Source organism: Roseibium sp. ROS1, from assembly GCF_054658215.1.
Window position 1 is genome coordinate 111,546 of the sequence record NZ_BAAGIG010000001.1, and the last position, 11,640, is coordinate 123,185.

An 11,640-nucleotide genomic window follows, 5' to 3' on the forward strand; every position below is an offset into this window, starting at 1 on the left:
TCAGACACAGGGCCGAAACAGGCGGAGACGACCATGAGCGACATTCAGTTTGACGCGCGCGAGCGGCAAGACGCCGCTCAGCGCGAACGGGATCTTTTTGCCCGATTGCCGGATCTTCTGGTCCATGCGACAGGCAAATCCTCTGGGTGGGCCGCGCATCTGGACGGATGCGATATTGCTGGCGTTACCAACCGGGCAGCGCTCGCGGGACTGCCGGTTCTGCGCAAGTCGGACCTTCTGGAAAAGCAGCGGGCACAGCCCCCCTTCGGCGGATTTCTGGCAGGTGAGCTTTCCGGTGCTGCAAGGGTTTTCATGTCGCCAGGACCTATCTGGGAACCGCAGGCACCCGGACTCGATCCCTGGAACGGTGCGCGAAGCCTGTTCGCAGCCGGTTTCCGCAAGGGCGATGTTGTTCTCAATGCGTTTTCCTATCACCTGACACCGGGCGGCTTCATTCTGGATCAAGGTGCCATTGCACTTGGATGCACGGTGTTTCCCGCCGGCGTTGGCAATACGGACAGTCAGGTCGAAGCGATCGAGGTGCTCAAACCGTCCGGTTTCGTCGGCACGCCGGACTATCTGAAGATCCTCCTCGATCGTGGCCGGGACCAGGGCCGGGATGTCTCCTCCATCAAGAAGGCCCTGGTCTCGGGCGGTGCACTGTTTCCATCCCTGCGCGAGGAATACGAGGCAGGCGGAATTCGTGTCGGACAGTGCTACGCGACAGCGGACCTCGGCGTCATCGCCTATGAAAGCGAGGCAAGGGAGGGCATGGTCGTCAACGAGGACTACATCGTGGAGATCGTGCGCCCGGGCACCGGCGAGCCGGTGGCAGATGGTGAGGTCGGCGAACTGGTGGTCACCAATTTCAACAGCCTCTATCCGCTGATCCGCTTCGCAACCGGCGATCTGTCCAAGATCATTCCCGGACAGTCGCCCTGCGGACGCACCAACATGCGGCTTGCCGGCTGGATGGGACGGGCAGATCAGCGCACCAAGGTCAAAGGCATGTTCGTCGACCCGGCGCAGATCGCGCAGATCGTTGCCGCCCATCCCGAAATCAGCAAGGCCCGCCTTGCCGTCAGCCGCATTGGCGAGGCCGATGCCATGACACTGACCGTGGAAACCGACGCCTCCGGCAACGGCTTGCCGGAACGGGTTGCGGAAACACTGCGTGAAGTGACCCATCTGAAAGGGGACGTCCTGACCGTTGCTCCGGGCGGTTTGCCGAATGACGGCAAGGTGATTGCGGATGAACGGGAGTACGGTTGAGGCTCGGAGCAACGCGCAGGCATGCCTCCGGAGTTAATGCAAGTTTCAGTCTCATCCTGAAGAAGCGCGCAAGCGCTGTTTCGAAAGATGGCTGCATACTCCGGAGCAAGTTTCCCATCCGACGGGACGAAGCTGGCGGCTCTCCTCAGGTTGAGGTCTTTTGTTGTTGCACTTCCGCCTGAAATTCGGTGATCTGCCTGCTCAAATCTGCGTATGACAAATGCCGCATTGGCCTCGGCATGTGCTTGGCCTATGTATGGCGTCAGACAGACAGATCGTTTTAGGACCAATCCCGCAGATGACCGTTCAACCGACCGCGCCGATCGCAGCCGACCAGGAAGCCGCATTCAGAAAACTCGACCTGCCGAAGGACCATCCTTCGGTCAAAAGCGGCAAGGTGGGCGTGCTTCTGGTCAATCTGGGCACACCGGACGGCACGGACTATTGGCCGATGCGTCGGTATCTGCGCGAATTCCTGTCCGACAAGCGCGTTATCGAGTGGCCCCGGGCAATCTGGTATCCGATCCTCTATGGCATTGTTTTGATGACCCGGCCGGGAAAGTCCGGCAAGGCTTACGAGGAGATCTGGAACAAGGAAAAGGACGAGTCGCCTCTGCGCACGATCACGCGCAGCCAGTCGGACAAACTGTCCGAGATGCTGGGCGATGCGGACGGCAAGCTGAAGATCGACTGGGCGATGCGCTATGGTCAGCCGTCGATCCCGGACAGGTTGAAGGCGCTCAAGGACGAGGGCTGCGACCGGATCCTGATCTTCCCGCTTTATCCGCAGTATTCGGCAACCACCACTGCGACCGTCAATGATGTGGTCTGCAAGACGCTGTTGAAGATGCGCTGGCAACCGGCGATCCGGACCGTGCCGCCCTATCACGACGACCCGGTCTATGTGACTGCCCTCGCAAAATCAGTTGAGCGGCATCTGGACAGTCTCGATTTCAAGCCGGACGTGGTGCTGACCTCCTACCACGGCATTCCGCAATCCTATTTCAAACGCGGCGACCCCTATCATTGCCACTGCATGAAGACGACCCGTCTCATGCGCGAGGTCCTGGGCTGGGGCGCAGAGAAACTGCGCGTGACCTTCCAGTCCCGGTTCGGTCCGGAAGAATGGTTGCAGCCCTACACGGACAAGACCGTTGAACAGCTGGCCAAGGACGGCGTGAAAAACGTTGCGGTGATGAACCCGGGTTTCGTTGCAGACTGTCTCGAGACGCTTGAGGAAATTGCCGGCGAGGCCGGGGAGATCTTCGAAGAGAGCGGCGGCGAGAATTTCAGCCATATTCCCTGTCTGAACGACAGCGATCTTGGCATGGACGTGCTGTCCCATATCGTGCGGCGGGAACTTGGCGGCTGGATCTGACCAGCCGCAAATCCACAGGCGTTTAACCTTGCTGGTGGAAAATACTCGTAAAATTTCGCGATACTGCCCATAAGTCACGGCACTGTTTCACGAGCGCCTTAAGTGTTTGTGCGAACAGGGCTAGCGGACGCGTGTCCGTATAGGCTCAACGCCGCAAATACGCTGGAAACGCTCTGGTATTCGGCGCATAGTGACGGTGCTATTTTAGAAAATTACGGGAGACGTATATGCCAATCGCGGGATTTGACATTTTCCTGATCGGCCTTGTCGTGCTGGTCATTCTGGTCTTTTTCGCCGGCGTAAAGACGGTGCCGCAAGGCTACAATTATACGGTCGAACGTTTTGGCAAGTACCGGAAGACGCTGACGCCGGGTCTGAACTTCATCATCCCGTTCATCGACAGGATCGGCCACAAGCTCAACATGATGGAGCAGGTGCTGGACGTTCCGACCCAGGAAGTGATCACCCGCGACAATGCGACGGTGAGCGCGGACGGCGTGACCTTCTACCAGGTGCTCGATGCTGCGCGTGCTGCCTACGAAGTGCTTGGTCTTCAAAACGCCATTTTGAACCTGACCATGACCAACATCCGCTCGGTGATGGGGTCGATGGATCTCGACAACCTTCTGTCCAACCGCGATGAAATCAATGCCCAGATCCTGCGCGTCGTCGATGCGGCTGCAGAGCCATGGGGCATCAAGATCACCCGTATAGAGATAAAGGACATCAATCCGCCGCGCGATCTGGTGGATGCCATGGCCCGCCAGATGAAGGCGGAACGCGAGAAGCGTGCCTATATCCTTGAGGCCGAAGGCAAGCGCCAATCGGAAATCCTGAAAGCGGAAGGTCAGAAACAGTCGCTTATCCTGGAAGCGGAAGGCCGCCGCGAATCCGCGTTCCGCGATGCGGAAGCCCGCGAACGCGAGGCGGAAGCGGAAGCCAAGGCAACGCAGCTCGTCAGTGCGGCTATCGCCTCCGGTGACGTCCAGGCCATCAACTATTTCGTTGCCAACAAATACGTTGAAGCGTTCAAGGAACTGGCAACCTCGCGCAATCAGAAGACGCTCATCCTCCCGATGGAAGCGACCTCGCTGCTGGGGGCCTTGAGTGGCATAGGCGCCATCGCCAAGGAAGCGTTCGGTGAAGACGGCTCTTCCAAGCGGTCGTCCGCGCGCATTCCCAATACAAGCAGTGATCAGGGAGACGAGAACCGGTGAGCCTGATTGAAAGCACGATCGCGGCCCTCGGGCCCTGGAGCTGGTTCGTTCTGGGGCTTCTGCTGCTGGGACTCGAGATCCTGGCGCCTGGCACGATTTTTCTCTGGTTTGGCCTGTCGGCGCTTGTCGTCGGTGTCGTGGCTCTGTTGTTCGATTTCGCCTGGCAGGTGGATGTTGGGCTGTTCCTCGTGCTGTCACTCGTCAGCCTGCTGATCGGACGTCGGCTGATGCAGAAGCTTGCGTCGGAAAAGGGCGATCCGGGGCTGAACCAGCGCGGCAGCCGTTACGTCGGCCGGGAATTCACCCTTGCTGCGCCCTTGAACGAGGGTGCCGGAAACCTGTCCATCGATGACACGATCTGGCGCATTACCGGACCGGACATGCCGGCTGGCACGAAAGTTCGTGTCGAGGCAATTGATGGGGCGCGGCTGGTGGTCTCGCGGGTCAGCTAAATCTCACCGGCATCGTACGCGTTTCCTTTGCAGGGAGCTGTTGCCGTACGGGACTAAAGTTTGTGGCCTGCCGGCAGCGGCGGTTCTTCAGCCTTGAGCAGAATGCCGATCCTGCGGTTTGCCGCCAGGTAGGGGTCGTTGGGGAACAACGGTTCGGTGTCGGCCTTGCCAACCACTGAGTAGAACTGATTGTCCGGCACGCCGTATTCGGACAGGATCTGCCGGGCAACATTGGCGCGTTCGCTGGACAGCTCCCAGCCGGTATAGCTTGGATCGATGGACTGGCGGCCAGCAGTCGTGTGACCTGTAATCTCGATGCGATTTGGCATCTGCGACAGCACAGGTGCCATCTTGGCGATCAGGCGGCGGGTGGTCTCGTAAGGATACTTCGAGCCTTCCCGGAACATTGAGCGCCCGTCCTGATCGACGAGCATGATGTTCAGTCCGTCCTCGGATTCTTCCAGAATGATGTTGCTGGAAATCTCGGTGATTTCCGGCATCTCCTGCCAGGCCTGGCGCAGCGAGGCGGCAGCCGTCGCAAATTGCCGCGGTTTTTCGATATCGGCTTCCAGCGTGTCGTGCGTGTTGGCTTCCGGGCCCTGTTTGCGCCGCTGTTCATGGCGCACCTGGGAGAAGTCGGAATCCATCTCCTGTTCGACCTGGCTGATATCCTTCATGTAGTCGCGGATCGGAATGCCCTCGACCTCGATGATACCGGTCTTGCGGGAGGTGTCCTTCACACCGAAGGCTTCGCGCATGGACCCGGCGACCACCTGAAGCTTTTCCTTGTCCTGAATGGAAAAGGAAATGATCAGAACGAAGAAGCAGACGAGCAGGGACATCAGATCGGCAAAGGTCACCAGCCAGTCCGGTGCGCCGCCGCCGCCTTGAGGTTTCTGTTTCTTTGCCATCGCGCTGTGGTCGCTCTTTTGTCAGTTCCGGATCAGACTTGGTACGATCGATTGCGATTGAGCCCTTACCAATCGCTTCCAGGGTTGGCGAACAATCTGCCCGGGTTCATCTGAACGCTTCCTGCTCTAGGCCGCGTCCGCCAGTTCGGCGCGCAATTTGTCCGGCAGGTATGCAATCAGCATTTCCTTGATCAAGGCCGGGCTCTTGGATTCGCGGATCTGGCAAACACCGTCGATGATCAGCGTCTGGTTGAGATCGTCGACGTCGAATTTCGCATCCAGCTTGTCCACCAGAGGCAGACAAAGGATGTTGGAGATCAACGCGCCGTAAAGGGTCGTCAGAAGGGCGACAGCCATGGAAGGGCCGATTGCCGCAGGGTCGTCCATGTTGGCAAGCATCTGCACCAGGCCGACCAGTGTCCCGATCATGCCGAAGGCGGGAGCGGAATCGCCAAGTGCCTTGAAAACGCGCTTGCCTTCCGCGAGCCGGGAAAGCTGCAGGTCGCGCTCGCGTTCCATCGATTCCTTGATGAATTCCAGCTCATAGCCGTCCGCAATATATTGCACACCCTTGGCAAGGACCGGATCGGAGACGTCCACGTTTTCCAGGCCAAGCGGGCCGGACTTGCGGACGATTTCACCCAGGTTGCTGATTTCCGTTATCAGGTCGCGAGGGCTTGCGTTCTTGCCCGCAAGCGCAACCTTGAAGCCTGTGACGAAAGCAGTGGCGATGTCGGTAAGCTGGAAGCGGATCAGTGTGGCGGCGAGACCGCCGCCGACCACGATGAGGACCGACGGCACGTCAATAAACTGACCGAAACTGCCACCAAGAAAAATAGCGGTCGTCACGATGCCAAAGGCACCCACAATGCCGATTAATGTCGCCAGATCCATTCTGTACACACACCAAGGTCTGCGGCGTCAAGCCGATGAAACTTCGGGGCAGTGTAAGAGGCTTATGGCTAATCAAATCCTAATGACGCGCCACTTGCGGGCCGGAAAAGAAACTTTTTCGACCCCGTGAGGCAATATTGCCTGCTTCGGTGAAAGATCAGGCTGCGCCGATGCGAAGAAGATCGTGCAGATGGACAATACCGACGGGGCGACCGTCCTCGATCACGAACACGGAGGTGATCGACAGGCTGTTGGCCAATTCAAGAATTGAAGCCGACAATGTGTCCGGAGAAACGGTCTTTGGAGCACGCGTCATGATTTCACCGGCAGATTTTGCCAGGAGATTTGACGATACATGGCGGCGCAAGTCACCGTCGGTGATGATGCCGATCAACTGTTTCAGTTCGTCGACGACACCCAGCACACCGAAGCCGCGCTGGGTCATCAGGACGATGCCTTCGCTCATCGAGGTGTTTGCGGACACCAGCGGCATGCGTTCGCCGGTGTGCATGATGTCCTTGGCCGTTTTCAGGCTGGCGCCCAGGCGGCCGCCCGGGTGGAACACACGGAAGTCCTGCGCGGTAAACCCACGTCCTTCCAGAAGAGCCACAGCGAGTGCATCACCGACGGCCAGCTGAATGAGGGCGGAGGTTGTCGGGGCGAGGCCATGCGGGCAGGCCTCGGTGACAGCAGGCAGGTTCATGACGATATCAGCTGCACGGCCGAGGGTGCTGTCCTTGCGCGAGGTGATCGCGATCAAGGGCACCTTGAAGCGACGGGTGTAGCTGACGATGCCTGCCAGTTCCTGAGTTTCACCCGACCAGGACAGGGCGATCACGACGTCGTCTTCGGTGATCATGCCCAGGTCGCCGTGACTGGCTTCACTGGCATGAACGAAGAAAGACGGCGTTCCCGTTGACGCAAGGCTTGCTGCGATCTTGGTGCCGATATGACCACTCTTGCCGATGCCGGTGATGACAACGCGTCCCTTGCTCTTTTGAATGAGATCGAAGGTCTTCTGGAACGGGATGGCAAGTCCGTTCTTCAGCGCTGCGCGAACGGCACTCAGGCCGGCAATTTCGGTTTCCAGGGTCCGCTCTGCGGAGACGAGGCACAGGGACGTCATGTCAGTATTTTCTTCGGAAACCGGGTCGCGCAGAACGGTGGTCATGAACATAATTCTTTTTTTATTTAGGATCGCCTAGCTCTATGCCAGTCGCCGACGGGGATCAAGAACCCGTGATCTATTAAATGCATTAGATCAGGTGACTTTATGTAACTTTGTGTAACCTTCCAAATTGCGAAAAAGAAACGAAGGATTAACCATCATTCGTCAGGTTGGACCGGACATTCCACGTCGACTGGTCCCGGAATTCATGCGCAGCTTTCTGCCTCTGATCACTTTTCTTGCCGTTTTGCAGGCCGTTTCCGCGGCTGCACAAACGACGCTTGACGATTTGCGTGGATCGGACGACCCAGGCGGGGCGCAAGAATCAGCAGACCCTTCCGATCAGGCAGCCCAGGCGGCAGACCGCAATCCTACGCAGGCAAATGTCTTTTCCCTTCGTTCGACACTGAATTCGGCAACAGCGGAAACCGGATCGAGCGGCCTTGGAACCAATGGCAGAGCCACTCCTGTCAGGCCATTTGCCGACAGAATTGCAGCTGTCGACAGGGCGGTTCCTCTATCGGACAGCGGTATCGACGACGGCGTTTTTGGCGGAGATACGACCTTCGATGCGGCACAGGGGATCCGGCTCGGGTCCTTCACGCTGACGCCCCAACTGACCGTATCGACAGGTTGGACCGATAACCGGTCACAGGCGGCAGACGGAACCTCTGGCAAGTTCTACCGGATTTCTCCCGATGTTTCGCTGACCTCGAACTGGTCACGCCATCAGCTGGACACGTCGCTGCGAGGTTCCTTCACCGGATATCCCGGTGATACCGACGACAACGAGGCGAATGTCTTTGCGGCGGCAAACCTGCGGCTCGACATCAGCGAAGCGACACAGGTCACGACCAGTATATCCTACACGCTCAGCCAGGAGGACGACGGCAGCGCAGAATCGGCTTCCGGGACCGACTACGATCACGAACTTTCGGGAAGCCTCAGTGGTACGCGCGCAGTCGGCATCGTTGCCGCAACAGCTTCGCTCGGCGTCGACCGGAATTTCTATACGTCGGAAAGCGGCTCGGAATCCGGACGTAACAACACGCTCTACTCCGCCAGCCTGCGGCTGGACGGCAATACCGGCAGCGTGTTTTCCCCGTTCGTCGAGGGGGCGCTGCTTCTGCGGCGCTATGACGATACCTGTAGCGACGCCTTGTGCGAAAAACGAAATGCCAATGGCTATCAGGTCATGGGTGGTGTCACCATCGCATCCGGCCCCAAACTGACCGGGGAACTCGGTGCGGGGTGGCGGATCGAGGATATTGAGGATGAGAGGCTTGAAAACCTGTCAGGCCTGATTGCCGACGCCTCCCTGGTCTGGTCGCCAAGCCGCCTGACGACGGTTACCGCTGGTCTCGGCACTTCCTTCGAGGCAACCGATATCGACGGTGCCAGCGGTTCGATCATCTACTCCGGCGACCTGCGCCTCGCTCATGCCTTCAGTGATCGTCTGGTGGGCGAGACCGGTGTCGGTTACAGTTACCGGACCTATGAAGGTGTTTCGATCGAAGAGCGTACCCTGACAGGGTTTGGTGGTCTGACCTTCGCTGTGACGAAGAACATTGCGGTGACGGCGGATTATACCCATCGTCGTTTCGACAGTTCCCAGCAGGGGAACGACTATTCCGAAAACGCTGTTGAAGCCGGGTTTAGATTGCGGCATTAACGTCACGGTAACCAAATCAACATCATTCATGGGGCGGGGGCAGAAACTTACGGACCTGGGCATCGAGGAGGCCCTGATGCGGAACCTTGCGCAGCTGACTGCGAACGTGAAAACCATATTGCCCTTTTCAGGAAGACTGAGAACCCTCGGGCGCCGGCTGCTTTTGACTGCCGCGGCGACGGGCACTTTGCTGGCCGTTTCTGTGCCGGCACAGGCCGATCAGGGGTTCAGCCAGTTCGTTTCCGGCTTCTGGCCGACGGCCAAGGCAGCCGGCATTTCTTCCCAGACCTACAACGCGGTCTTCACCGGCATGCAGCCGGACGATGACACCTTGCGCCTGATGAGCAAGCAATCCGAGTTCGTGAAACCGATCTGGGATTATCTCGATAGTGCCGTTTCAGACACGCGGGTCGAAAAAGGCCGCGAGATGCTGAAGGAGTACAGCCAGGTTCTTGCGGTCATCGAAAACCGCTACGGCGTCGATCGTGAAGCCGTCCTGGCGATCTGGGGCATGGAAACCAACTATGGCGGCTTCATGGGGCGTCATAACGTAATCCAGGCACTGGCGACGCTGGCCTATGCGGCGCCGCGCCGGAAGAGCTTCTGGGAAAAGGAACTTGTTACCGCGCTGGCGATCGTCCAGGCAGGTCATGTTCGTTTCCAGGACATGGAAGGTTCCTGGGCCGGCGCCATGGGGCACACCCAGTTCATGCCCTCCAGCTGGAAGGCCTATGCCGCCGACTATGACGGTGACGGTCGCCGGGATATCTGGACGTCCATACCCGATGCACTCGCCTCAACCGCTGCCTATCTGCAAAAGCACGGCTGGCAGACAGGCAAGACCTGGGGATACGAGGTAGCCTTGCCCAGCGGGTTCGACTATCACATGGCCGATGGCGAAAAGACGCTGACGCTAGGCGAATGGGGGCGATACGGAATTCGCCGGTCAAACGGCAAGGATTTTCCGCGGCCGTCCGACAACGCCATCCTGGTTCTGCCTGCCGGAGCAAGCGGACCGGCGTTTCTGATGCTGAAGAACTTTTACGTGATCAAGCGTTACAACAACGCGACTGCCTATGCGCTTGCCGTCGGCCATCTTGCCGACCGGATCATTGGCGGTGGACCGATCGAGGGCGACTGGTCGCGCGAGCACCTTCCGCTCAATCGCTCTGAAACCGCGGAATTGCAGGCGCTTTTGAACCAGCGTGGATTTTCTGTCGGTACGGCGGACGGCAGGATCGGACCTGCTACCCGAAAGGGTATCCGAGCCTACCAGCGCTCACGTGGCATGGTTCCCGACGGTTATGCATCCATTGTTTTGCTGGCACGCCTGAAGCTGGACGGCTAAACTGGGCGCAGTGCAGCTGCAGCAGGAGCACAGCGTGAGAGTTCAGACACGGCAACGGGAAGGGAAGGGGACACGCGCCGCCTCGCTTCGGGTTGTCGTATGCCTTGGCCTTGCGCTTGTTGCCTGCTCTGCCGGACTCTCTGCCGCACAGGACGCGCAGCGCGGTGAAATCGTGGTTGCGCAGAACGGGCCCTTCCGGGGGTTCAATCCGTTTGCTCCATTGCAGCGGCTGTTTGGCGGTGGGGGCGAGAAGCGCAGAAAGCAGCCGCAAAAGACACAGCAGAAGCCGCGGGTTTCCCGGCCCGCGGGTGCACCGCCCAAATTCGACGTTCTCGAAAAGGACCCCAATGCCGGCCTGATCCTGGTCGTTGGAGACCGCATGGCACGCGGTGTCGCCGACGGGTTGAAATACACACTTGCGCAAAAACCACAGATCCGTGTCGAAGCCATTACCGAGGACAAGGAAGGTTTTGTCGGGGAAGGTTCGCCGGACTGGGCGACGCAGGTGGTTTCCAGGATCCGGGGGGCGGACGTTCAGGCCGTTGTCGTGATGATCGGCCGGCAGGATCTGGGTAAATCCTTTTCCGGTGAACCGCCCGTTGAATTCATGACTGCAGAGTGGCTGGAGAGCTACCGCAGGAAGGTCGACGGGCTTGTGCGTGTGGTGCGACAGGAAAAGAAACCGCTTGTGTGGGCCGGCCTGCCGCCCACGGGCGACGAACTGGTGAACGCGGATTTCACGCAGCTCAACTCGATCTTCCAGGGAGCGTCGGAGGACAGGCGGGTCCGCTATGTCGACATATGGGATATCTTCCTGGCTGAAGACGGCAGCTTTTCCTCTTACGGACCCGATGTCGACGGCAAGAACACGCGTCTGCGCACGAACGACAAGATTGATTTCACATGGGCAGGCTATCGGAAAGTCGCGTTCTTCGTGGAACGCGAACTGTCCCGCCTGCTCGGAGGCTATGGCGGGCTAGCTTTCGAAGGTGTGGAGGATGATCCGAACTTCATCGTCCTGACCGGACGTACGACGTCGCCCGAAGCACTGCTTCTGGGTGGCGAGGATGAAGAAGAGATCAATTCGGCCAGCAGGACCTATCGTTTCTTTGTCAAAGGCGAGCCCTTGCCACCCATGCAGGGACGTGTGGACGATCCACGGATGCCTGCCGTTGCAGTGTCTGCACCGGCTGCCACTGTTGAGGAAGTGTTCGCCCCTACAAGTGCCGACTTGCGTGAGAGCTTAGGTTCAGCAGTCAGCCAGGATGCGCAAGGCCGTGTCTCTGTGACTGTGCGTCCGGGATCGCAATGACCCTTTGAAATAGGTT

At 58.9% G+C, this 11,640-nt stretch carries 10 protein-coding genes; 7 read left to right on the forward strand and 3 right to left on the reverse strand.

Translation table 11 applies throughout. The features are described from left to right. Positions 1 to 33: 33 nt before the first annotated feature. The 4 genes from ACYQ6M_RS00470 to ACYQ6M_RS00485 all read left to right on the forward strand — a co-directional run bounded on the left by ACYQ6M_RS00470 (position 34) and on the right by ACYQ6M_RS00485 (position 4,319). Complete coding sequence (locus ACYQ6M_RS00470) at positions 34 to 1,272, forward strand: phenylacetate--CoA ligase family protein (RefSeq protein WP_460071526.1); 1,239 nt, start codon at positions 34 to 36, stop codon at positions 1,270 to 1,272. 298 nt (positions 1,273 to 1,570) lie between these two features. Then, complete coding sequence (gene hemH / locus ACYQ6M_RS00475) at positions 1,571 to 2,650, forward strand: ferrochelatase (RefSeq protein ID WP_460071528.1); 1,080 nt, start codon at positions 1,571 to 1,573, stop codon at positions 2,648 to 2,650. A gap of 233 nt (positions 2,651 to 2,883) precedes the next feature. Further along, positions 2,884 to 3,867, forward strand: coding sequence for an SPFH domain-containing protein (locus tag ACYQ6M_RS00480; RefSeq protein ID WP_035908098.1), 984 nt, complete (start codon positions 2,884 to 2,886; stop codon positions 3,865 to 3,867). After that, a complete protein-coding gene (locus ACYQ6M_RS00485; RefSeq protein ID WP_077291733.1) occupies positions 3,864 to 4,319 on the forward strand; it encodes an NfeD family protein in 456 nt (151 codons plus the stop codon). Before ACYQ6M_RS00480 ends, ACYQ6M_RS00485 begins: the two co-directional genes overlap by 4 nt. Before the next feature lie 53 nt (positions 4,320 to 4,372). Here the strand turns inward: ACYQ6M_RS00485 and ACYQ6M_RS00490 are convergent, their stop codons facing one another. The 3 genes from ACYQ6M_RS00490 to ACYQ6M_RS00500 all read right to left on the reverse strand — a co-directional run bounded on the left by ACYQ6M_RS00490 (position 4,373) and on the right by ACYQ6M_RS00500 (position 7,295). Next, positions 4,373 to 5,230 (reverse strand): OmpA/MotB family protein, encoded by an 858-nt coding sequence (locus tag ACYQ6M_RS00490; protein WP_023003573.1) that lies wholly within the window; start codon positions 5,228 to 5,230, stop codon positions 4,373 to 4,375. A gap of 126 nt (positions 5,231 to 5,356) precedes the next feature. Continuing rightward, on the reverse strand, positions 5,357 to 6,124 hold the full coding sequence (locus ACYQ6M_RS00495) for a motility protein A (protein WP_023003571.1): 768 nt from the start codon (positions 6,122 to 6,124) through the stop codon (positions 5,357 to 5,359). Positions 6,125 to 6,281: 157 nt separating this feature from the next. Then, positions 6,282 to 7,295, reverse strand: a complete 1,014-nt coding sequence (locus ACYQ6M_RS00500; protein ID WP_023003569.1) for a KpsF/GutQ family sugar-phosphate isomerase — start codon at positions 7,293 to 7,295, stop codon at positions 6,282 to 6,284. A 205-nt stretch (positions 7,296 to 7,500) separates the two neighbouring features. Here ACYQ6M_RS00500 and ACYQ6M_RS00505 point away from each other — a divergent pair, with 205 nt between their 5' ends. From ACYQ6M_RS00505 to ACYQ6M_RS00515, 3 genes are all read left to right on the forward strand, one after another. Next, positions 7,501 to 8,964: an outer membrane beta-barrel protein gene (locus ACYQ6M_RS00505; protein ID WP_460071531.1), complete on the forward strand. Its 1,464-nt coding sequence runs from the start codon at positions 7,501 to 7,503 to the stop codon at positions 8,962 to 8,964. A 76-nt stretch (positions 8,965 to 9,040) separates the two neighbouring features. After that, a complete protein-coding gene (locus tag ACYQ6M_RS00510; RefSeq protein ID WP_051990118.1) occupies positions 9,041 to 10,312 on the forward strand; it encodes a lytic murein transglycosylase in 1,272 nt (423 codons plus the stop codon). Positions 10,313 to 10,346: 34 nt separating this feature from the next. Further along, a complete protein-coding gene (locus ACYQ6M_RS00515; protein WP_460071534.1) occupies positions 10,347 to 11,624 on the forward strand; it encodes an SGNH/GDSL hydrolase family protein in 1,278 nt (425 codons plus the stop codon). The last annotated feature ends 16 nt before the right edge of the window (positions 11,625 to 11,640 follow it).

Excerpts from the sequence above, each read along its gene's own strand:
- hemH (WP_460071528.1), top strand. The coding sequence starts at position 1,571 with ATGACCGTTCAACCGACCGCGCCGATCGCAGCCGACCAGGAAGCCGCA.
- ACYQ6M_RS00490 (WP_023003573.1), bottom strand. The coding sequence starts at position 5,230 with ATGGCAAAGAAACAGAAACCTCAAGGCGGCGGCGGCGCACCGGACTGG.
- ACYQ6M_RS00505 (WP_460071531.1), top strand. The coding sequence starts at position 7,501 with ATGCGCAGCTTTCTGCCTCTGATCACTTTTCTTGCCGTTTTGCAGGCC.
- ACYQ6M_RS00470 (WP_460071526.1), top strand. The coding sequence starts at position 34 with ATGAGCGACATTCAGTTTGACGCGCGCGAGCGGCAAGACGCCGCTCAG.
- ACYQ6M_RS00500 (WP_023003569.1), bottom strand. The coding sequence starts at position 7,295 with ATGACCACCGTTCTGCGCGACCCGGTTTCCGAAGAAAATACTGACATG.
- ACYQ6M_RS00495 (WP_023003571.1), bottom strand. The coding sequence starts at position 6,124 with ATGGATCTGGCGACATTAATCGGCATTGTGGGTGCCTTTGGCATCGTG.
- ACYQ6M_RS00510 (WP_051990118.1), top strand. The coding sequence starts at position 9,041 with ATGCGGAACCTTGCGCAGCTGACTGCGAACGTGAAAACCATATTGCCC.